At 66.8% G+C, this 21,291-nt stretch carries 15 protein-coding genes; 2 read left to right on the forward strand and 13 right to left on the reverse strand.

All coding sequences use genetic code 11. The annotated features are described in order from the left end of the window. Positions 1 to 53: 53 nt before the first annotated feature. The 11 genes from M1L61_RS18410 to M1L61_RS18460 all read right to left on the reverse strand — a co-directional run bounded on the left by M1L61_RS18410 (position 54) and on the right by M1L61_RS18460 (position 12,314). Entirely contained in the window at positions 54 to 1,769 is a 1,716-nt protein-coding gene (locus M1L61_RS18410) for a BatD family protein (RefSeq protein ID WP_248853888.1), read from the reverse strand. After that, entirely contained in the window at positions 1,766 to 3,604 is a 1,839-nt protein-coding gene (locus M1L61_RS18415) for a tetratricopeptide repeat protein (protein ID WP_248853889.1), read from the reverse strand. The genes M1L61_RS18410 and M1L61_RS18415 overlap by 4 nt, the downstream gene beginning before the upstream one ends. Continuing rightward, complete coding sequence (locus M1L61_RS18420; protein WP_019338744.1) at positions 3,601 to 4,605, reverse strand: VWA domain-containing protein; 1,005 nt, start codon at positions 4,603 to 4,605, stop codon at positions 3,601 to 3,603. Before M1L61_RS18420 ends, M1L61_RS18415 begins: the two co-directional genes overlap by 4 nt. After that, complete coding sequence (locus M1L61_RS18425; protein ID WP_143994412.1) at positions 4,602 to 5,051, reverse strand: DUF4381 family protein; 450 nt, start codon at positions 5,049 to 5,051, stop codon at positions 4,602 to 4,604. The genes M1L61_RS18420 and M1L61_RS18425 overlap by 4 nt, the downstream gene beginning before the upstream one ends. After that, a complete protein-coding gene (locus M1L61_RS18430; RefSeq protein ID WP_049461750.1) occupies positions 5,048 to 5,977 on the reverse strand; it encodes a DUF58 domain-containing protein in 930 nt (309 codons plus the stop codon). The genes M1L61_RS18425 and M1L61_RS18430 overlap by 4 nt, the downstream gene beginning before the upstream one ends. Positions 5,978 to 5,985: 8 nt before the next feature. Further along, positions 5,986 to 7,011, reverse strand: a complete 1,026-nt coding sequence (locus M1L61_RS18435; RefSeq protein WP_019659996.1) for a MoxR family ATPase — start codon at positions 7,009 to 7,011, stop codon at positions 5,986 to 5,988. Between the two features lie 173 nt (positions 7,012 to 7,184). Then, positions 7,185 to 9,158 carry a type IV pilus secretin PilQ family protein gene (locus tag M1L61_RS18440; protein ID WP_049437119.1) on the reverse strand — a complete coding sequence of 658 codons (1,974 nt, stop codon included), beginning with the start codon at positions 9,156 to 9,158 and terminating at the stop codon, positions 7,185 to 7,187. Between the two features lie 21 nt (positions 9,159 to 9,179). Further along, positions 9,180 to 9,686, reverse strand: coding sequence for a pilus assembly protein PilP (locus M1L61_RS18445; RefSeq protein WP_248854795.1), 507 nt, complete (start codon positions 9,684 to 9,686; stop codon positions 9,180 to 9,182). Positions 9,687 to 9,712: 26 nt separating this feature from the next. Beyond that, positions 9,713 to 10,369: a type 4a pilus biogenesis protein PilO gene (pilO, locus tag M1L61_RS18450; protein ID WP_049410131.1), complete on the reverse strand. Its 657-nt coding sequence runs from the start codon at positions 10,367 to 10,369 to the stop codon at positions 9,713 to 9,715. Beyond that, on the reverse strand, positions 10,366 to 11,256 hold the full coding sequence (locus tag M1L61_RS18455) for a PilN domain-containing protein (protein ID WP_248853890.1): 891 nt from the start codon (positions 11,254 to 11,256) through the stop codon (positions 10,366 to 10,368). The genes pilO and M1L61_RS18455 overlap by 4 nt, the downstream gene beginning before the upstream one ends. Continuing rightward, positions 11,256 to 12,314, reverse strand: a complete 1,059-nt coding sequence (locus tag M1L61_RS18460) for a pilus assembly protein PilM (protein ID WP_010484061.1) — start codon at positions 12,312 to 12,314, stop codon at positions 11,256 to 11,258. Before M1L61_RS18460 ends, M1L61_RS18455 begins: the two co-directional genes overlap by 1 nt. A 219-nt stretch (positions 12,315 to 12,533) precedes the next feature. Here M1L61_RS18460 and M1L61_RS18465 point away from each other — a divergent pair, with 219 nt between their 5' ends. After that, a complete protein-coding gene (locus M1L61_RS18465) occupies positions 12,534 to 14,957 on the forward strand; it encodes a penicillin-binding protein 1A (protein WP_248853891.1) in 2,424 nt (807 codons plus the stop codon). Between the two features lie 360 nt (positions 14,958 to 15,317). After that, positions 15,318 to 15,962: a hypothetical protein gene (locus M1L61_RS18470; protein WP_010484059.1), complete on the forward strand. Its 645-nt coding sequence runs from the start codon at positions 15,318 to 15,320 to the stop codon at positions 15,960 to 15,962. 176 nt (positions 15,963 to 16,138) lie between these two features. Here the strand turns inward: M1L61_RS18470 and M1L61_RS18475 are convergent, their stop codons facing one another. Together M1L61_RS18475 and M1L61_RS18480 are read right to left on the reverse strand one after the other, a co-directional pair. Next, positions 16,139 to 16,882: a hypothetical protein gene (locus tag M1L61_RS18475; RefSeq protein ID WP_248853892.1), complete on the reverse strand. Its 744-nt coding sequence runs from the start codon at positions 16,880 to 16,882 to the stop codon at positions 16,139 to 16,141. 69 nt (positions 16,883 to 16,951) lie between these two features. After that, positions 16,952 to 21,283: an ESPR-type extended signal peptide-containing protein gene (locus M1L61_RS18480; RefSeq protein ID WP_248853893.1), complete on the reverse strand. Its 4,332-nt coding sequence runs from the start codon at positions 21,281 to 21,283 to the stop codon at positions 16,952 to 16,954. Between the last annotated feature and the right edge of the window lie 8 nt (positions 21,284 to 21,291).

Below are 21,291 nucleotides of genomic sequence, written 5' to 3' on the forward strand. Positions count from 1 at the left end.
GGGTTTCCTCGAAAAATGAATGCACTCTAACAAAGCGCGCAAGCGGCGCCGGTTCAGGTTCGCCGCGGTGGATACAGCGGCGCCAGGCCAGTGTCAGCGGTGATCGCCGCCGCCGACCAGTGCGGTCCGTCACGGAAGACCTCGCGCAGGCGCGTGCGCAGCGGCGCCAGATCACCCTGCCCGCCCCAGCGGGCCTGCTGCAGGTCCTGCAGCACCTGGCGCTGGGCCGGGTCATCCAACCGCGCGATGACCTGCTCGATGCGTTCAACGCCGGCCATCGCGCACAGCTGAGCTTCTACCTGATCGAAGCCTTCACCATCCAGCGCGCGGCGCAGTTCGGCCAGGCCGGCACGTCCAGTCGCCACAGCCGGCACAGCCCCCCTGCCCGCCTCAGGCGACGCCACGCGCGGGCGACGGCCACGCTGCCAGCCCCACAACAGGGTCAGCAGCCACAGCAGCGCCAGGCCGATGGCGGCGCCCATCCATAGCCACGGACGCTCGGCCAGGCCGCTGGCGCGCGGATCGGTGGCCGCGATACGACTGTCCTGGCCATCGCCCCCCGGCAGCGCAGCATCGGTGTCGATCGGCGGCAGCGGCGCAGGTGAAGCACTGCCACCGCCATTACCGGCTGCGACGGCGAGTGTCAGGTCCGGCAGCTTCGCTTCCTGTGGCTTGCCGTTGCGCACGTCCCACCACGGCAGGCGCGGCCCCGGCACCACCAGCGAACCCGGCTGGCGCGGCACGATCGAGTAACGGCGGGTGATCTTCAGCCGCGGCGTGCTGCCGTTGAAGGTCTCTTCGTACTGCGCCGGTTCGGCGAACACCTGTGCGGCGCTGCCGACGTCGGGCACCGGCAGGTCGGTGAACTGCGCGCGGGTGGCACCGTCGGCAATCGCCTCGACCACCACGTTGGCCGCCTCACCGGTACGTGCGCTGGTCGGTGCACTGGTGTAGCGCAGCTGCAGGCCCTGCAGCGGCAGCCACGGCTGCGGCGCCTGTGCCGGCTGTGCCTGTACCTGCAACGTGCGGTCGGCGCCGGTGGCACTCATCCGCCCGTCGCCGCCACCAAAGAAGTCGTCGAAGAAGCCACCGGCACTGCGCCCACTGAAACGCGCACCGGCCAGCCGAAGTGCACCGCTGCGCTCAGGAATCAGCAGGAAGCGCCGCTCGACCACGTTGTAGCGGCGGCCATTGACCTGCCGCACATCGGTGCGGTCATCGCCCACCCGCTGCAACGACGCACCGGCCGGGGTATCCAGCACCAGTTCGCCGGAGGCCAGCTGCGAAGCGAAATACAACCGCACCACCACGCCTACGCTCTGCTGCACATACGGCGTCTCGTCATCGACGACGGTTTCGATGAAGGCCACTGCGTTGCTGTCGGGGCCGGCCACGGCAGCGGCATCCACCTGCAGGGTCAACGGCGCAGTACGTACGCTGCCCACCTGCAGGCCCGGCACCACCAGTGCACCGCTACGCCGCGGCGTGAGTGCCACGCCATACAGATTGCGCTGCTGCATGCTGCCATTGCTCCACTCCACCTGACGGCTGCTGGTCTGGCCGCTGAGATCGAAGTCGGTACGCAACGGCGTGAAGTCTGGCGCGCCCTGATCGCTCTCGACATTGAGAGTGACCGTGTCGCCCATCGCGATGCGGTCGCGGTCCAGCCACGCGCGCGGCTGCGCCCACGCCAGCAGCGGCAGCCACAGCAGTAGTGCCGCCAACACCTGCAGCGGCCAGCGCCCGTGCATGTTCGTCGCCCGCGTCATCGCCCTTCCCTCTTCCTGCGTTCGTTTTCCAGCTGGAACTTGGCCCGCAGCAATGCGCCCGGATCATCCGGTACGCGCCGCATCCACGCCTCCACCGCCTGTTGCTCCTCGCGTTGGCGCGGGGTGGTACCGTCGCTGCCTGGCACGGGCTTGCCATCCTGTTCGCCCTTGCCCTCACGTGCCTGCTGCATTGCCTGCTGCATGCGCTGGCGCTGCTGCTCATCCGCCTGGGCCTGTGCCTTGGCATCCTCCACCTGTGGTGGCGCCTGCTGTCCATCGCGCCCGCGCTCGCCGGGCTGCGGGCTCGACGGGTTCTTGTCGTCACCGGGCCTGGGCTGCCCCTGCTGGCCCGGTTGCGGCTGGCCCTGGCCGGGATTCTGCTGGCCCTGCTGCGGCTGCTGGCCCTGCGGATTCTGCTGCCCCTGGCCGTTCTGCGGTGGCTTCTGCTGCCCGTTCTGCGGTGGCTTCTGCTGATCCTGGCCTTTGCCACCCGACTGCTTGCGCTTGCGCGCGGCATCGACCACGGCGCGGTTGGCGACCGCGTCGGCCATGCCGGGATGCAGTGCCAGCGCGCGGTCGTAGGCGGCAATGGCTTCGTCGTAGTTGCCCTGGCGGGCCAGTGCATTGGCCAGGTTGTACCAGCCCGCATCGCTGTCGATGCCCTCGAACTGCTTGCGGGCACTGGCGAAATCGCCATTGCGGTACGCCTGCGCACCTTCGGCCAGACGCTGGTGCTGCACCTGGTCGGCGCGCTTCCACAGTGTGCCCTTCACCGGCGGTGAAGCCGGCACGGCGGGTGCCTGCGCCTGCACATCACTCATCCACGGCAGCAGGCCCACCGCCAGCACCGCCGCCAGCAGCGCGCGGCGGCGGAAGGCCAGCAGCGCCAGCAGCATCACCGGTGGCAGCAGCCAGAACCCTTCATCACGCCATTGCTTGCCCTCGCCGGGCCGCTGCGCCGCAGTACCTTCGCGTGCATCCAGTACACCCAGTGCGCGCAGATCACTGTCATCGGCGGCAATGCGGGCATAGCGGCCACCACCTGCGGTAGCCACCGCACGCAGGCTGCCTTCATCCAGCGCAGCCTGGCGGATCTGCCCACTGCCATCCCGGTACGCCGCACCGGCAGCTGTGCCCAGGCCCAGTACCGACACCTGCAGGCCGAGGCTGCGCGCCTGCGCGGCGGCCAGTGCCGCTTCATCATCCGCCTGATCGCTCACCAGCAGGATCTGCCCCCGCAATGCCCCGATCTGGCGCATCAACCGCGTCGCCCAGTCGATACCGCGGTCGGCACGCTGGCCGTCACGTGGCATCACATCCGGCGACAACGCGTCCAGATACAACGCGACATTGCTGCCGTCATCGGTCAGCGGCGCCACGGTGTAGGCATCTTCGGCATACACCACCAGTCCCACCTGACCGCCCTGGCGGGCACGCAGCAGCGCGCCCACCTTCGCCCGCGCCTGCAGCAGCCGCGACGGCGGCAGATCGGTGGCGGTGATGCGGCTGGACAGATCCAGCACCACCAGCAGCGGCGCACTGGCCTGGAACATCGGCTGTGCCTGCTGCCGCCAGCTCGGTCCGGCCATGGCCAGCGATGCCAGCGTCCAGCCCAGCAGCACGGCCCAGGGCAGGCGTACTCGGCGGCGCGTGCCCGCAGCCAGCAGATGCGGCAACAGGTGGGCATCGACCGCTGTCCGCCACACATCGCTGCGCCGCTGCCGGTACAACGCCAGCGCGAGGATCAGCGGCAATGCCAGCAAGGCCCACAGCCATTCAGGTCGCAGGAAATGCAGCGCATTCCAGTCAGGAAGATGGGATGCCAACGCGATCATCGGCGGCGCTCCGGCCACACCCATGCCAACGCACCCAGCAACAACGCCAGGCCCAACGGCCAGGCATAGCGCTCCTCGCGCGGTCGCAGGCTTGGCCCCTTCGCCGCGATCGGCTCCAGCCGGTCCAGTTCGGCGTAGATGCCGGCCAGCTGCGCGGTATCGCGGGCGCGGAAGAACTGGCCACCGGTCATGCTGGCAATCTTTTTCAACGTGGCCTCGTCGACCGGATCCTGGTCGGCGGAAATGGGAATGCCGAACAGGCGCATGCTGCCATCGCCACCAAACGCGACGGTGTGGATGCGTACACCTTCGGCGCGGGCCACTTCCGCCGCACGCAGCGGCTCCAGCACCCCGGCGTTGCTGACGCCGTCGGTCAGCAGGATCAGCACGCGCTGTCCCTCGGGTTGGCTGCGCAGGCGTTTCACTGCCAGGCCGATGGCATCACCGATGGCCGTCTCGCGCCCGGCCAGGCCGACCACGCTGTCGCGCAGCTGGTCGCGCACGCTGGCCAGATCGGCAGTAAGCGGCGTAAGCGTGTAGGCGCGGTCGCCGAAGATCAGCAGGCCGATGCGATCACCGGCACGACGATCAAGGAAATCGGCGAGCACGGCCTTGGCCGCGGTCAGGCGATCCACCGCCTGCCCGCCCAGCACCATGTCGCCCTCGCCCATGCTGCCGGACACGTCCATCGCCAGCATCATCTGCCGGCCCTGCTGCGGCGGGGTGATGGCCTCGCCCAACTGCTGCGGGCGCGTGAGCGCGATGCACAGCGCGCACCAGCCCAGCCACAACAGCAGCGTGCGCAGCCACGACACATCAACGCGGCCGCCACCGGCCAGCGCTTCCAGTTCCGTCGCTGCATAGGGCACGCGCAGCGCAGCGCCGGGGTCGGCACGACGCTTCCACCAGCGCATCAGCAACGGCAACGGCAGCGCCAGCAGGGCCAGCGGCCACGCCAGCTGCAGGTCCGGCCATGGCCAGTAACTTGCCAGCAGGTTCATCGGCGGCGCTCCAGCAGCATGGCCAGGTAGCGCTCGCGCGCCCAGCTGCGCAGCGCCGCCACATCGTTGGCGTCCACTCGTGGGCGATAGGCACCTTCCGCCAGCAGGCTGCGACGTGCCGCGGGCAGCGTGCCTTCCGGATCCACGCGCTGCCACCAGGCGTCATCGCGCAGGGATTCACTGCCGGGCTGTGTCTGGCGTGCGGCGCGACGCAGCAGCCCTGCGATCGCCGCCAGTTCGGCAGCCGCATCGGCGGTGGTTGCCAGCTCCTGATCAAACACCTGCAACCAGCGTTGGCGGCGTCGGCGGCGCTGCCACCACAGGAAGGCCATCGCCACCAGCAACAGCAGCACCACGCCGCCGATCATCAGATAGCCCGGTGCCGGTGGCCACCATGATGGGGCCGGCGGCAGCTGCACATCGCGCAGCGGCAGGTTCGCGCTCATGCCGGCACCTCGGTGGGGGATGGTGCCAGCCAGGCATCGCTGGGCGCATCGGTGGACAGCACCTGCACATCGACGCGACGCGCTCCCAGCTGGCGCCGCAGTTCCTGCAGCGGTTCGACGAAGTGGGCCTGCCAATGAGCCTGCACCTCGCTGCGCCGCAGGTCGAGGCCGATGCGCTGTTGCAGGGTCTGGAACTGTAGCGCGGCCGACGGAGGCTGCAGTTCCAATGGATCGACCAGCAGCACCAGGCTGAGGTCATGGTGCTGGGCCAGCGCACTCCAGCGCGCAGGCGGAATACGGATGGCCTGCTGCGGATCGGCCAGCACCAGCACACGTGCACCCGGGCGCAGGACGCGACCGGCATGGTCCAGCGCGCGTTCCAGGCCAAGGTCATCGGCCGGGGGCTGCGCATACCAGCGGGTGAGCGCATCCAGCACGCGCAGCACGCCGCGCGGGCCTCCTGCCGGTGCGATCGGGGGTTCACGGTCGCTGCCACGCAGGGCGCCGATGCGATCGCCACGACGTTGTGCCGACCACGCGGCGACGGCGCCTGCACGTGCGGCCTGCACCGATTTGAAGCGCACGCGGGTGCCGAAGTACAGGGCCGGCGAGGTATCGGCCACGATCAGGCTGACCCGCTCGCGTTCGGCCTGGAACAGTTTGGTATGGGCACGACCGGTCCGTGCGGTCACCCGCCAGTCGATATGCCGCGCATCATCACCGGCCACGTACTCGCGTGACTCGGCATATTCCATGCCACGCCCACGCAGCGGTGACGGCGCCTGCCCGGCGTTGCCGGCACGGCCACGGCGTGGCGGCGGCGGACGCTGTGCAAGGCGGCGCAGCGCCACCAGTTCGGACAGCTGCGGGCGCAGCCCGTCACCGTCGCTGACGGAGGAGGCGTGGTGCAGGGATGGATCGGTCATGCGCAGGCTCAGGGTGCCGGCACCCGGGCCAGCAGCTCCTGCACCAGGCGTTCGCCATCCCAGCCTTCGGCAGTAGCTTCGTAGCTGGGCAGCACGCGATGGCGCAGCACGTCGGCAGCGACCGCACGCACATCATCAGGGGTGACGAAATCGCGGCCGGCCAGCCAGGCGCGCGCACGCGCGCAGCGTTCCAGCGCGATGGAACCGCGCGGGCTGGCGCCCCAGGCAATGCGGCGGCCGAGGCCAGCGTCATAGCGCGCCGGATCACGCGAAGCCAGCACCAGCTCGATCAGGTAGCGTTCCAGCGCCGGCGCCATGTGCAGGTCCAGCACTTCGCGGCGGGCATCGAACACATCCTGCATCGGCAGTTTTTCCGGCGCTGGTGCGGCTTCGCCCAACGCGCCGCGGGCACGCTCGCGGGCCAGGCGCAGGATCTCCGATTCGGCGGCCTGGTCCGGGTAGCCGATGCGCACATGCATCAGGAAGCGGTCCAGCTGTGCTTCCGGCAGCGGGAAGGTGCCTTCCTGTTCGATCGGGTTCTGCGTGGCCATCACCAGGAACAGCGGCGGCAGCGCGTAGGTGTGGCGGCCAACGGTAACCTGGCGCTCGCCCATCGCTTCCAGCAGTGCGGACTGCACCTTGGCTGGCGCGCGGTTGATTTCATCGGCCAGCAGGATCGGGTGGAAGATCGGTCCGGGTACGAATTCGAAGCGGCCTTCCTGCGGGCGCCAGATCTCGGTGCCGGTCAGGTCGGCCGGCAGCAGGTCCGGGGTGAACTGCACGCGGGCGAAGTCAGCCTCCAGGCGCGAGGCCAGCGCACGGATCGCCGTGGTCTTGGCCAGGCCCGGAGCGCCCTCCACCAGCAGGTGGCCATCGGCCAGCAGCGCGATCAGCAGGCGTTCGACCAGTGCCGCCTGGCCGACGATCTCGGCCGACAGGGCATCGCGCAGCTGGGTGAAGGCGCCATGCAGGCGCGAGGTGGCCGGCGCGGGCGGCGGCGAGACGGTTTCGGGCATCGGCGGTGGCAGGTTCATGGGGGCCTTTGACCGGCGCGGGACGGCACGGGTTCCCGACATCATCGCAGGGTGCCCTGCGATTGGCATCAAGAACGGCTGAACGGCGCATCCACGCATGGCGTGGATCTACGGGTGGAAACGAAGAAGGGCCGCGCATGGCGGCCCTTCTTCGTTTCGCGGGTGGCGCGGGCTCAGTTCTGCTTGGCCACGCGCAACACCTTCGGCGTCACGAACACCAGCAGCTCGGCCTTGTCCTTGTTGCGGCCACGCTTCTTGAACAGGTTGCCCAGGAACGGCACGTCGCCCAGGAACGGCACCTTGCTGATGCTGCTGCGGTCGGTGAACTCGTACACACCACCGATGACCACGGTCTGCCCATCCTCGACCAGCACCGCGGTGTTGACCTCGCGGCGGTTGATCGACGGCACCGTGCCGTAGCCCTGCAGCTCGATCAGGCGGTCGACTTCATCCTTCTTCACCTGCATGTTGAGGAACACGCGGTTGTCGTTGGTGATGGTCGGGGTCACCCGCAGTTCCAGCACCACTTCCTTGAACTGCACGTTCGGGGTGGAACCGGCGCCACCGGCAGCACCGGTGCCGCTGATGGTGACGTAGCCGATTTCCTTGCCCTGCTTGATCATCGCCTCGCGCTGGTTGGTGGTGACCACGCGCGGGTTGGAGATCACCTCACCTCGCGACTCTTCCTGCATGGCCGACAGCTCCACATCCAGCAGGTAGCCAGCGTTGAGGATCGACAGCGCCAACGAACCCGGATTGCTGGCCGTAGCCACCGGCAGGTTCCAGTTCAGGCCGCGCTTGATGGTCGGGCCACTGGGAACCGGCGCCGGGCCGACGCTGCCACCCGCCTGCCACTCACGGACCGCCTTGGCGTTGGCCAGTGCCGTATCGACCTGCGACTTGCGGGTTTCCTCGTTGGCAGCGAGGCTGCCGCTGAAGTACACGTTGTCGCGGCTGCCGCTGATGCCGAACTTCGCACCCAGCTCGCGGGCGAAGGTATCGGTGGCGATGACAATGCGGCTTTCGATCAGCACCTGGTCGACCGGGCGGTCGATCACGCCGATCAGCTCACGCATGCGCGCGATCTTCTTCGGGATGTCGCTGATCATCAGCGTGTTGGTGCGCTCGTCGGCCACGATACGGCCGCGCGAGGACAGGAAACCACTGTCTTCCTGCGACGAACCGCCACCACCGCCATTGCCGCCACCACTCCCGCCACCGATGCCCTTGGCCTCGGTCAGCGCTTTGAAGATCTGCGTGGCGCTGTGGTAGTTGATCTGGACGTAATCGGTGACCAGGTCTTCGCGGTTCTCGATGGCGATGCGCGCGTCTTCCTTCTCCTGCTCGAACTTGGCCAGCTCAGCCTGCGGAGCGACCCAGATCACGCTGCCATCGCGACGCTTGTCCAGGCCCTTGGCACGCAGCACGATGTCCAGCGCCTGGTCCCACGGCACGTTGACCAGGCGCAGGGTCACATTGCCCTGTACCGAATCGGACGCCACCACGTTGAGATTGGATTCTTCGGCGATCAACTGCAGCACGGTGCGCACCGGCACGTCCTGGAAGTTGAAGGTCACCGGCTTGCCGGTGAAGCCACGCTGCCCCACCGCCTTGGCGGCCTGGGTGACGCTGCCGGCGGTGACCGCGCCCACCGCGGCGGGCGCCTGCCGCGGGCTGATCTCCACCACGTACTCGTTGCCGCTCTGGTAGGCCAGCGATTCCACTGCACCACCGGTGCTCAGCACCAGCTGGGTACCGGCACCGGACGGCTTGGCGTCGATGCGCTGCACCGGCGTGGCGAAGTCGGTGACGTTCATCGGCTTCTGCAGGTTGGCCGGCAGTCGGGCGTTACCGACATCGACCACCACGCTGTTGCCCTGCGTACGCAGGTCCGGGACCGCGCCCTGGCCGTCGAACTGGACGATCAGGCGCCCGGCGCCATCATCGCCGCGCTTGAAATCGATCTTGGCCACCGACAGGCCCGCCGGCGCTGCCGCCGGTGCCACGGTGGCGCCCACCGGCTTCTCGGCCGGTGCGGCGGCCAGCGCCGGAGCGCAGGCCAGCATCAGCGCGACTCCCAACGCGCTGACACGGTTCAAGGTAGAGCGCCGGATGGGACGCAGCCCCTTGGCTTGGTGAAAGGTCATCGTGCTATCCCCAGTAAACGATCATTGATCTTCAAGCGAGAGCGTTGCCGGCCGTTCCAGCCAGCCGCCCGCGCCATCCGGCACCAGTTCGATCAGCTCCACGTGGTCCTCGAAGACCGCCGTGACCCGCCCGTCGCTCTGCCCAAGGTACCCACCCGGGCGTACCCGGTAGGTCACCTTGTCCGGCCCCATCACCAGCGCCACGGTAGCGGCGCCGGTGCCGATGGTACCGACCATGTCCAGTGCATCCAGCGGGAAGCCTTCCAGCGGCTCCTTGCGCCGGTTCGGATCCGGACGCAATCCGCCATTCCCCTGCTGCGGATTGGTCCAGGCATCGGTGAACGGGTCGCGCAGACCCTGTGCGGAGTATTCGAAGGTTTCGAACTGCTGCATCACCGGCAGCGGCTCCAGCGGCTGCGCCGGTCGGGCACGCTCGCCTTCCACCCACTTTTCAAGGTTCGGCGCATCATCCGGCGTGCTGGTCACATCGCGGCCGCACGCGGCCAGCATCAGCACGACGGCTGCCATCCCACAACGCGCAAAGAGGGAACGGATCACTTCTTCTCCTCCTTGCCGGCGTCAGCCGCCTGCTGTGCCTGCACCTCGGTCTCATCCAGATAGCGATAGGTCTTGACCGTGCCGGACAGTTCCAGCGCACCGCTGCGGGCGTTGCCGCTGGCCTTGTCCTTGGGCTTGAGGTTGATGTCGTGCATGGTCAGGATGACCACGCGCGGCAGCGACGCCACGCCACTGACGAACGCACCGAACTGGTGGTAACTGCCCACCATGCGCAGCTTGATCGGCTTTTCGGCGTAGAACTCCTTGACCTGCTCCTGCTCCGGCTCGAACAGCTCGTTGGTCAGGCCGCTGGACAACGCCGTCTGCGAGATGTCGATGATCAGGTCAGGCATTTCGGTCTTGCTGGGCAGCTGCCGCAACATCTGCTGCAGCACCTGTTCCATCTGTGCCAGCTGCTGCTTCAGCGGTGCCAGGTTCACCGCGCGCTCCTGCTGCTTGGTGAACTCGGCACGCAGATCGACTTCCTTCGATTCCAGGCCGGCCAGTTCCTCGCGCTTGCCACTGATCAGCAGCATCCACGCAACGAACATGATCACCAGCGCCAACAGCGAGCAGAAGACGATCTTGGCCTTCTGCGGCCAGTTGCCGATGTCGTTGAAATCCAGGTTCTTCAGATCGATTTTCTGGCTCATGCGCGATCCCCCTGCAGCGGGGCGTTGAAGGCCTGCGGCGGCTGCGCCAGGCGGCTGCCCTCGGGCTTCGGCGCAGGCTTGGCAGCCGGGGCTGCCGGCTGGTTCGGCGCGGCCGGGGTGGCAGCAGGTGCGTTGACCGGCGCGGCGGTGGGGGCGGGTGCAGCCGGAGCAGCAGCGGGCTGGCCTGCGGCCGGTGCAGCGGGCGCCGCTGCATCCGGGCCGGCGGCAAGCGGGGCCACTGCGGGCGGAGCCGGCGTTGCCACCGAACCATCGGCGTTGAGGCCTGGCGTACCGGCCACTTCCTCACTCTGCGCCGGCAGCTTCACCTTGACCACGAACACATAGGGCAGCGCCTTGATGTCGGCCAACGGGCCAACCTTGCCGTCCTTGTCCTTCTCGGGATCACGCGCTTCGATGATCGACAGTTCCGGGTTGGTCATCCAACCGGAGGTCTCCAGGTTGCGCATGTACGCCGAAACACGGGCGTTGGACTGGGTGCGGCCTTCCAGGGTCAGCACGTCGCCTTCCTGCTTCAGCGCGGTCAGCACCAGGCCATCGGGAATCGTGCGCACCAGCGCATCGAACAGGTGCACCATCTGCGAGCGCTTGGCCTGCAGTTCCTCAATGACCTTCTTGCGGGCCAGCAGACGTTCCTTCTGCGCGTCGAGGCGGTCGATCTCCTTGTTCTGTTCCTTGACCTTTTCGATCTCGGCTTCCAGATAGGCGTTGCGGTCCATCTGGCCGCTCACCTGGCGGTCGTAATAGAACCAGATCAGCAGCGACAGCAGCAGGCCACCGACAGCGGCCATGCCCAGCATTGCGTAGAACTCGCGCTGGCGTTGCTTGCGCCGCTCGGCGCGCCAGGGCAATAGATTGATGCGTGCCATCAGTCGAAGCTCCTCAGCGCCAGACCGGTGGCGATCATCAGCGCGGGGGCATCCTGGGCCAGCGCATGTGCGTTCACCTTCGGCCCCAGGGTCATCTGCGCCAGCGGGTTGGCGACCACGGTCGGCACGCCCAGCTGTTCCTCGACCATTTCCGGCAGGCCGCCGAGCACGGCGCAGCCGCCGGCCAGCACGATGTGGTCAACGCGGTTGAACTCGCTGCCTGCGTAGAAGAACTGCAGCAGGCGGCTGATCTGCTGGACCGTGGCTTCCTTGAACGGCTCCAGCACTTCCATCTCGTAGCTTTCCGGCAGCCCACCCTGGCGCTTGGCCAGGCCGGCTTCCTCGTAGCTCAGGCCGTAACGGCGCATGATCTCGTCGGTCAGCTGCTTGCCACCGAACACCTGTTCGCGGCTGTACAGGCTGCGGCCGCCGCGCAGGACGTTGAGGGTGGTCATGGTGGCGCCGATATCGACCAGCGCGACCACGCCCTCGATGGACACCGGCAGCTCGCTGGCGACCAGGGCGTAGGCGTTCTCGACCGCGAAGGCCTCCACGTCCATCACCTTGGCCTGCAGGCCCCCCAGTTCCAGGGCCGACTGGCGCAGTTCCACGTTCTCCGAACGCGACGCGGCCAGCAGCACCTGGACCATCTCCGGGTTGTTCGGGATCGCTCCGATCACCTCGAAGTCCAGGTTCACTTCCTCGATCGGGTACGGAATGTAGTTGACCGCTTCCAGCTCGATCTGGGCTTCCATGTCGTTTTCGTCGAGCTCGGCCGGCATCGGGATCACCTTGGTGATCACCGCCGAACCGGCGACGGCGGCAGCGGCCAGCTTGGCCTTGCTCCCCGAGCGGTTCATCGCACGGCGGATGGCCTCACCCACGGCCTCCACTTCCACGATGTTCTTCTCCACCACCGCGTTCGGCGGAAGAGGTTCCACGGCGTAATGTTCCACACGAAAACGGTTGCCACTGCGGGACAGCTGCAAAAGCTTTACCGCAGTCGAACTGATGTCGACGCCTACAAGCGGCGACTGACTTTTTGGGATGAGCCCCACGGTTTCTCCCCTGCCGACGGGCACTTGGACGCAAGACCTGCGCCCGAGCATTAATAACGTATTCTTAGCAAATGGCAACGGCCCTGCTGTGAAGTCCCTCACGGATTCACCATGCAGCCCCTGACTGTTCCCCTTGCGCTCCCCGGCGACGACCCCAGCCGCCACCTTGCGTAATCTATACTCTGCGACCACGAAATTCGCAATCGGAATCTGAACCCGATGACTCGACTCCGCCGCTGGCTGCGCTGGATCTTCCTGATTGTCCTGGTCCTGGCGCTGATCGGCGCGGCCGCCGTAGGCGGTCTGTACTACGCCGTGTCCTCCAAGCTTCCCGACGTGCAGACCCTGCGCGACGTGGAAATGCAGGAGCCGATGTACGTCTACGCTGCCGACGGCAAGCTGATGGCGGTGTTCGGCGAGACCCGGCGTACCCCGATCACCATGAAGGACGTGCCCGAGCGCCTGAAGCAGGCCTTCCTGGCCACCGAGGACGCCCGCTTCTACGAGCATGGCGGTGTGGACTACAAGGGCATCGGCCGCGCGGTCTGGCTGCTGGCCACCACCAACGACAAGCGCGTGCCCGGTGGTTCCACCATCACCCAGCAGGTGGCCCGCCAGTTCTTCCTCAGTTCCGAGTACAGCTACACCCGCAAGCTGGCCGAGATCCTGCTGGCACGGAAGATCGAGTCCGAGCTGAGCAAGGACGAGATCTTCGAGCTGTACCTGAACAAGAGTTTCTTCGGCAACCGCGCCTACGGCGTGGCCGCTGCCGCCGAGTTCTATTACGGCAAGAAACTGAACGAGCTGGACCTGGACGAGATGGCCTCGCTGGCCGGCATCCCCAAGTTCCCGTCCTCGGGCAACCCGATCTCCAACCCGGAGCGCGCCCGCCAGCGTCGTGACAACTATGTGCTGCAGCGCATGGCCGACCTGAAGTTCGTCAGCCAGGCCGAGGCCGACGCGGCCAAGGCCGTGCCGATGCACGCCACCGCGCATGAGCCGCCGGTGCAGGTCGATGCCCCGTACGTGGCCGAACTGGTGCGCCAGGAAATGATCGCCCGCTTCGGCGGTGACGTGGTCAACAAGGGCTACCACGTCACCACCACGATCGATTCGACCCTGCAGACCGCCGCCAACCAGTCGGTGCGCGACGGCCTGCTGCTGTACGACCACCGCCACGGCTGGCACGGCGTGGAGAAGCAGGTGCAGGTGGGTGCCGGCGAAGACGCCGCCGCCCTGGCCGAGCACCTGCGTGGCCTGTACGGCCAGGCCGGCCTGCTGCCGGCCATCGTTGCCAGCACCGGTGCCGATGGCAGCGCCACCGTGGTGCTGGCCAACCGCAGCGAGATCGTGCTGCCGGCCGGTGCCGCCAAGTGGACCAACAAGACCCCGGGCAAGCTGGTGCAGCGCGGTGACATCGTGCGCGTGCGTGCCGGTGCCAAGGAAGGTGAGTGGCTGCTGGATCAGCTCCCGCGCGGCCAGTCCGCGCTGGTCTCGCTGGATGCCCACAGCGGCGCGCTGAAGGCGCTGGTTGGCGGTTTCAGCTTCTCCGGCAACAAGTTCAACCGTGCCACCCAGGCCCGCCGCCAGCCGGGTTCGAGCTTCAAGCCCTTCATCTACGCCGCGGCCTTCGACAAGGGCTACAACCCGGCCTCGATCGTGCTCGACGCCCCGGTCGTGTTCCGCGACCGCCGCGGCAAGACCTGGGCCCCGCAGAACGACGGCGGCGGTTTCCGCGGCCCGATGCGCCTGCGTGAAGCACTGGTGCAGTCGCGCAACCTGGTCTCGGTGCGCCTGCTTGATGGCATGGGCGTGGACTACGCGCGCAAGTACATCAGCGAATTTGGTTTCGCCGAATCGGAACTGCCGCCGAACCTGTCGATGTCGCTGGGTACGGCGTCGCTCACCCCGCTGTCGGTGGCCCGTGGCTACGCTGTGTTCGCCAACGGCGGCTCGCGCGTGGACACCTGGCTGATCGATCAGGTCAATGACCGCGACGGCAACCTGGTGTTCAAGGAAAACCCGGCGATGGCCTGCCGCGACTGCGCCGGCAGCAGCGACCAGCCGGTCAACCAGGTGGTGGACGGCTTCAACTTCGGCGCCCCGGCCCCGAAGGTGGACCCGGCTGCTGCGGCCAAGGCCGAAGCCAAGGCCGAGACCCCGGCCGCGCCGGTCAACCCCGATGCCCGCACCGCCCCGCGCGCGATCGACGCCCGCACCGCCTACCAGCTGGTGTCGATGATGCGCGACGTGGTCCAGCGCGGTACCGGCGCCCAGGCCAAGGTGCTCGGCCGCGAGGACGTGGGCGGCAAGACCGGCTCCACCAACGACCACCGCGATGCCTGGTTCTCCGGCTTCGGCGGCCCGTACGTGACCACCGTGTGGGTGGGCCGCGACGACTTCCGCTCGCTGGGCTACCGCGAATACGGTGGCAAGGCCGCCCTGCCGATCTGGATCGACTACATGCGCACCGCGCTGAAGGACACCCCGATTGCGCAGAACGATCCGCCCAGCGGCATGGTCCAGGCCACCCTCAACGGCGCGACCGAGTGGGTGAAGGTGGAAGACATGGACCGCCTGACCGACTACGACCTGAACCTCAATACGCCGCAGGCCGACGCCGCCGCGTTCGATATCTTCTGAGGAAGGAACAGGTGGGTGCCAACCGTTGGTTGGCACTGCCCTTTGTAGAGCCGAGCCCATGCTTGGCTTCGGGGGACCGCGGTAGAGCAGCCGAGCATGGGCTCGGCTCTACAGGATCAACGGCACCCTTTTGCCTTGGTAGCAGCCAACCTTGGTTGGCGCCGCCTTTGTAGAGCCGAGCCATGCTCGGCTCCGGGCGCTCGCGATAGAGCAGCCGAGCATGGGCTCGGCTCTACAGGATCAACGGCACCCGTTTGCCGTGGTAGCTGCCAACCGTTGGTTGGCATCTACGCGCCATACCCACGCAGATGTCACATCCCTGCGCTACTCTGTACCCAGGTCGCAACAGGGAGTCATCGCATGCATCGCGCCCGTCAGCATGCTGCCAGCCAGACCCGCGAGCGGCGCCACCGCCTCGCCCACGAAGCCGCCCGCCTGATGGCCGAAGGCGGCATCCGCGACTACCACCAGGCCAAGTTGAAGGCCGCCAGCCGGCTCGGCATCCACGACGATGCCTCCCTGCCCCGCAACACCGAGATCGAAGACGCCCTGCGCGAGTACCAGCGGCTGTTCTCCGGGCCCCAGCACGGCAACGAACTGCAACGCCGCCGCGAGGCCGCGATGCGTGCACTGGAGTTCCTGCACGGCTTCTCCCCACGTCTGGCTGGCCCAGTGCTGGACGGCACCGCCGACGCCAACAGCCCCGTGCAGCTGCACCTGCACAGCGACGACCCGGAGGCCGTGCATCGCTTCCTGGACGAGCACGGCATCCCCGCCGAATCACGGACGCGCCGACTGCGCATGGACCGCGAACGCTGCCTGGATGTGCCGGTGTGGGTGTTCAGTGCGGAGGAACTGACCTTCGACCTGGCCGTACTGCCGTACGACGCCCTGCGCCAAGCACCGCTGTCGCCGGTGGATGAGAAGCCGATGCGGCGCGCGTCCGTGGCGCAGTTGCGGCAGGTGCTGGCCGAGGCGGAGATCACCGCGTACATCGGCGGATGACGGCAGCGCCGGCCCATGGCCGACGCGCGTAGCGGTACCTGCCAGTGGTGGGTGCGGACCGTTGGTCCGCACCGTGCTTCAGGCAATCGATTGCTGGCCGAAGAGCAGTCGAGCGCGGCTCGACTCTACAAAAGCTGCGCTACCTGCTCTGGCAGATGGCGCCCATCATGCTCCCGCTACCAGACGAAACGGGTATCGCGCAGCGGGTCGCTGAGCAACCGCGGCAACCAGGGCGCGGGGGCTCGCTGCGGATACTCCCGCATCATCTGCGCATGCATGGCCTGCAGGTCCCGCAGCAAGCCGGCCTGAAAGTAGACGTCGTTGAACGTATCCGACCACCCACTCTTCACCCGCTCACGCTCGCCGCCCTTCAAGAGCGGCATCTGGTCCAGCGGCACGTCCAGGATCGTCGCCAGTGAGGCGTTGATCTGCGCATTCTCCACAGCGGCCTTGCGCACGGGATCCAACCGATCCCGAATCTGCCGGCAGTCGTAGGGGAAGCACCCGCCTGTGACGTTGATGTAGTCAGCAATGTCCGCCAGCATGTCGGCCTTCAGACGCCACACCACCTCGCTGTCCATCACCTGCCGCACCCGCATCGTGCGCAGCGTACTCGCCCGCACGTCCTCCGGCGTGGTGAACTCGGCCCCCCGCGTGCTGCCAGCGTGGCGCACCAGCACGATGCGATGGATCGCCTCGTGGGTGACGCCCTCGATGCGCAGCGCCGCTGTATCCGGATGTATGCGCGGCGGCGGCACGCCCAGCATCTGCCACATGTACCACAGGACCAGCAGTAGACCGACGATGCACAGACCGCTCATCAGCGTCCACAGGTCCAGGTTCCGGGTGTAGTAGCGAAAGCGCGCCCGCCAGATATAGAACGTGCGATAGCTGATGAAGCCGCTTACCCATCTGTACATTGCCATCTCCTTGGCCAGGACCCCGGCGCGACGGGGTGGATTACGCGCGTCACGCCGGGGCTCCATCGCTTACCAGCCGATGCCCACACCCACGCCCATGCTGCGTTCACCGCTGTTGGTGAACGCACCATTGAGGCTGAAGGTGGCTGAGCCCTTTTCGTTGAGTACACGCTGGTAGCCCACCGCCATGGCCGATTCGCCTTCGGCATAGCCCACGCCCGCGCCGAGGCGGTTGTAGGTGGCCAAGCCAGCGGTGTTCATGGCCATGGCCGTCTGCGCGCTGCTCATCGCCGCCATGCGGTTGAAGCGCTTGTCCATCTTGTCCAGGCGGCGTTCGAAGTTGCTGATGGCACCATCGGTGTATTCGTTGGCGCGGGCCAGCATCTTCTCCAGTTCGGCGGTATCGACCTGCGGCGTGGGCGACGGCGCGTCGTCCTTCTTCGACTTCGGCCGCGGCGTGGGCGACGCGCCCTCGCCTGCCGAGGCCACCTGCGGCGAATCGCTGGCTTCCGGCGTTGGCGTGACCTGTTCGGTCGGCGCGGCCGAACCCGTGGACAGCGCACGCGACCGCGGCTGACCGTCGACGCGTTGCTCCAGCCCGTCCATGCGGCCATTGAGCTGCTGCTGCACGGCGTGCAGCTGGCCACCGTTGACGGCCTCGCGGCTACCGGCAGCGATCAGGCCGTTGGCCACGTTGGAAATGACCATGCCATTGGCGCCGGCCAGGGTGAGCTGGGCAGTGCCGTCGCTGCGGGTGGAGGGCGTTTCCTGGAAGACCGAGCGGAGCTGGGTTTCGACGCGGTCTACGCGGGAACCGGTGGTGACTACGGCGGAGTCTAAGGCGGTGAGGGCCTCATCGACAGTGCTATGGACCCCTCCTTGAATATTGTACATAGGGCCGATGACGTTGCCTTGCTGGTCCAATGTGGCTCCACCACCAAGAAACGCCAAAGATTCGCGAAGTTGCGCAACGACTACTGCGTCACTACTTCCACGCCCCCTATCTATGTTCACGATACGCCGGCGCAAAGTATCGTTGCCCACTGAAACGACATTCGCTTCGGTGGCAATCGACGTCGCTCCCAATGCAACTGCCCCATCCGCACCACTGGCGATCTGACTTGCTACACCAATTGCCACGCCCGATGTAGCAGCAACCTTTGTTCCACTCCCCAGCGCAAATCCGCCCTCAGCACCAAGAGCAACCTGCGACCCCCTACCGATAGCGACAGAGTTGATTCCAGAAGAAAGTGAGTACGCGCCAATGGCAGTTGCACCACTCCCGATTGCCTTAGCGTCACTGCCAATTGCCACAGCCAGACTCCCAGCCTCAGCACTGCTGCTTTGCGCGTCCCAACCCACCTGAACGAACTCGCCACGCTCTTCAATCTTGCGTAGAGCCAAGTTGGTCGCAAACAACTGCCCCCCATTCACCGCATCCGTGCTGGCCGAAGAGCTGATATCCCCCGCTGCCACCCCCGATACGCGCGCACCTTCCATATCCACCAAGCGACGATCAGCACTGAACTTCACCACGCCATCCAGATCCGGATCGAAGTTATCGAAGTCCGCACGCAGCGCATCCAGCTCGACCCGGTTGTCGGCGATACGCCCGTCCTGATCCGTCAGCTGCTGCGCATGCCCAGCCAAAGCCTGTCGCTGCGTTTCCACCGTGGCATTGGTCGCAAACAGCTGCTGCCCGGTCACCGCATCCGTGCTGCCCGCACTCAGCGTGCCGTTGGCGATGTTGTAGATGCGTCGCTTGGCTCCGGTCTTGTTCGCGACATCCACGATGGTCCCAGTGTTCTCCGCACCCAGACGCACATTGCCACTGGCAGATACCTGGCCCACCAGACCGCCCAAGGCATCAGCCTTCAGCACAGCGCTATCGGCCACACCACGGGCGGCATCGGCCGCCGTCTTCGCCGCGGTTGCGGCCGTGCGCACGCTGGCCACTTCGCTGTTGGTGGCATTGAGCTGCTGCCCGGTTACTGCATCCGTGCTGGACGTACTGAGCACGCCGTTGGCCAGATTCTGCAGCTTGCGCTTGGCGCCACTCTTGTTGGCCACGTCGATGACGGTGCCGGTGTTGTCCGCACCCAGGCGCACGTTGCCGCTTGCCGACACCTGCCCCACTAGGCCATCCAGTACCGCCACGCGCGCCTGCGCACCGTCCGCGGTCGCCTTCACAGCAGCCACGCTGGTGTTGGTGGCATGCAGCTGCTTGCCGGTCACCGCTTCACTGCTGGACGTACTCAAGGCGCCGTCCGCCACGTTCACCACCTTGCGCTTCAACGAGCCGTTGCCCACCGAGACCTGATTGGTTGCAGTCGTGGCTGAGCCATTGCCCAGCGCAACCGCGCCCGCATGTGTCGCACTGGCGCGATCACCGAGGGCCAATGCGCTCTGCGCCGTGGCAGTGGCCTGATTGCCCAGTGCCGAGGCATACAGGCTGCTGGCTACGGCCCCGCGCCCAACGGCCGTGGCCTGGTTGGCCGACGCGTTGCTCTGGAAGCCTAGTGCCATTGCGTGCGTGCCTTTACCAGACGCCTCATGGCCGACGGCAACGCCTCGATCACCCGTTGCGACGGCATCCAATCCAAGCGCCACCGCACCGTTGCCACTGCGGGTTCCAGCACCGATGGACACACCCGCGTTGCCACTGATCTTGTTACCCGCGTCATCCACCGTCGCGCGAGCGTCTGCGCCCATGGCGACGCTCTTGCCGTTGTAGGCTTTGGCGTTGTTGCCCAGCGCCGTACTGATGCCGTAGCTGGCCTGCTCCGCGACAGCTCCCGCGCCAAGGGCCACTGCGCTGGCGTTCAGCCGTGTAGCCGTCGCGTCGGCTGCTGCCTGCGCCTTGCTGACATTGGCGTTGGTGGCGTTGAGCTGCTTGCCCGTCACCGCCTCGGTGCTGGTCGTGCTCAGCGCCCCATCCTTCAGGCCGGTGATGCTGCGCACCGCATTGGACTTGTTGCGGACATCCAGCACGGTGCCGGTGTTCTCGCCGCCAAGGCGCACGTTGCCACTGGCCGAGACTTGGCTGACCAGGCTGCTGACCGCATTGGCCTTGGCCAACGCTGTGTTGGCATTGGTATTGGCCGTAGTGGCCATGGACTGCGCTGCCGTGGCAGTTGTCTTCGCTGCATCGGCCGCAGTTTTGGCACTGGTCACATTGGTGTTGGTAGCAGTGAGCTGTTTGCCCGTCACAGCCTCGGTGCTGGTTGTCGTGAGCGATGCGTCAGCCAGACCGGTGATGCGGCGGTTGGCATTGGACTTGTTGCGCACATCCAGCACCGTACCGGTGTTCTCACCACCCAGCCTTACGTTGCCAGCGGCCGATACCTGGCTGACCAGGCCACTGACCGCATTGGCCTTCGCCAGCGCCGAGTTGGCATTGCTGTTGGCCGTGTTGGCGGTGGATTGTGCCGCCGTGGCCGTCGTTTTCGCCCCATCGGCCGCGGCCTGGGCCTTGGTCACGTTGGAGTTGGTGGCATACAGCTGCTTGCCCGTGACTGCATCACTGCTGGTCGAGTTCAGCCCCGCATCGGCCACATTGACTACCCGCCTTTTCACGCTGGCGCTACCGACCGAAACGGTGTTGGCCTCTGTGGCAAGCGATCCACGACCAAGTGCCACAGTGCCATTTGCCGATGTCTTTGCACCATAACCAACAGCCACACCGTCGTACTCTGCGAGCGATTCCCCGCCCAGTGCGATTGCACCCGTCCAGCCACTACTGCCCGCGTACGCATCACCACCGATGGCAATCTTGGAGATGCCTGCGCCGGGATTCGTCATGGAACCACTTCCCACGGCAATGGAGTTTTCGGTTTGAGCCTTGGCATTCTGCCCAAGCGCCGTTGCTCCAATCCCGTTGGCCCTACTGTAGGTGCCTACAGCAGTGCCATATCCACCGTTCTCGGTGACCGCATAGTGACCGAGCGCAATGCTGTTATCTCCCCATGCCTCCGAGAGACTCCCAAGTGTCACGCTTCTCGCACCCGCGGCACGGCTGCTGATACCTGCCGCGAGACTATGTTCACCGCTGGCACGTGCTTCCGACCCAAGTGCCATGGACTCCTTGCCGTCGATGACACTCCAGTTGGCCCGCGACGTGTTGCTGTACACATCGCCACGATTGACTGCCCGGGTCTCGAATGCGCGCCCACTGTCGCCAGCCGTTGCGACGAAGGCACTCATTGTCTGTCGTGCCCACCAGGCTGTGTCATCTTCGTCATCCTCGCGCGCGCCAGCAGCCGGCACCACCAGCAACGAAAGAAGCACAAGACTCCCTGCACGAACCGTGGAAGACGCTTTCCCGCGCGATGGCGCCAGTTCGCTGGCCACCACCCAGCACTGACGGGCGCGACTCCACAGACGGCGATAGATACGATTCATTGGATCTC

Source organism: Stenotrophomonas sp. NY11291, assembly GCF_023277365.1.
In the GTDB taxonomy this organism is placed as follows: Bacteria; Pseudomonadota; Gammaproteobacteria; order Xanthomonadales; family Xanthomonadaceae; genus Stenotrophomonas; species Stenotrophomonas geniculata.

What these genes read in the sequence shown, in the direction of transcription:
- M1L61_RS18410 (WP_248853888.1), bottom strand. Translation starts at nt 1,769, where the DNA reads ATGACGCGGGCGACGAACATGCACGGGCGCTGGCCGCTGCAGGTGTTG.
- M1L61_RS18415 (WP_248853889.1), bottom strand. Translation starts at nt 3,604, where the DNA reads ATGATCGCGTTGGCATCCCATCTTCCTGACTGGAATGCGCTGCATTTC.
- M1L61_RS18420 (WP_019338744.1), bottom strand. Translation starts at nt 4,605, where the DNA reads ATGAACCTGCTGGCAAGTTACTGGCCATGGCCGGACCTGCAGCTGGCG.
- M1L61_RS18425 (WP_143994412.1), bottom strand. Translation starts at nt 5,051, where the DNA reads ATGAGCGCGAACCTGCCGCTGCGCGATGTGCAGCTGCCGCCGGCCCCA.
- M1L61_RS18430 (WP_049461750.1), bottom strand. Translation starts at nt 5,977, where the DNA reads ATGACCGATCCATCCCTGCACCACGCCTCCTCCGTCAGCGACGGTGAC.
- M1L61_RS18435 (WP_019659996.1), bottom strand. Translation starts at nt 7,011, where the DNA reads ATGAACCTGCCACCGCCGATGCCCGAAACCGTCTCGCCGCCGCCCGCG.
- M1L61_RS18440 (WP_049437119.1), bottom strand. Translation starts at nt 9,158, where the DNA reads ATGACCTTTCACCAAGCCAAGGGGCTGCGTCCCATCCGGCGCTCTACC.
- M1L61_RS18445 (WP_248854795.1), bottom strand. Translation starts at nt 9,686, where the DNA reads ATGGCAGCCGTCGTGCTGATGCTGGCCGCGTGCGGCCGCGATGTGACC.
- pilO (WP_049410131.1), bottom strand. Translation starts at nt 10,369, where the DNA reads ATGAGCCAGAAAATCGATCTGAAGAACCTGGATTTCAACGACATCGGC.
- M1L61_RS18455 (WP_248853890.1), bottom strand. Translation starts at nt 11,256, where the DNA reads ATGGCACGCATCAATCTATTGCCCTGGCGCGCCGAGCGGCGCAAGCAA.
- M1L61_RS18465 (WP_248853891.1), top strand. Translation starts at nt 12,534, where the DNA reads ATGACTCGACTCCGCCGCTGGCTGCGCTGGATCTTCCTGATTGTCCTG.
- M1L61_RS18470 (WP_010484059.1), top strand. Translation starts at nt 15,318, where the DNA reads ATGCATCGCGCCCGTCAGCATGCTGCCAGCCAGACCCGCGAGCGGCGC.
- M1L61_RS18475 (WP_248853892.1), bottom strand. Translation starts at nt 16,882, where the DNA reads ATGTACAGATGGGTAAGCGGCTTCATCAGCTATCGCACGTTCTATATC.
- M1L61_RS18480 (WP_248853893.1), bottom strand. Translation starts at nt 21,283, where the DNA reads ATGAATCGTATCTATCGCCGTCTGTGGAGTCGCGCCCGTCAGTGCTGG.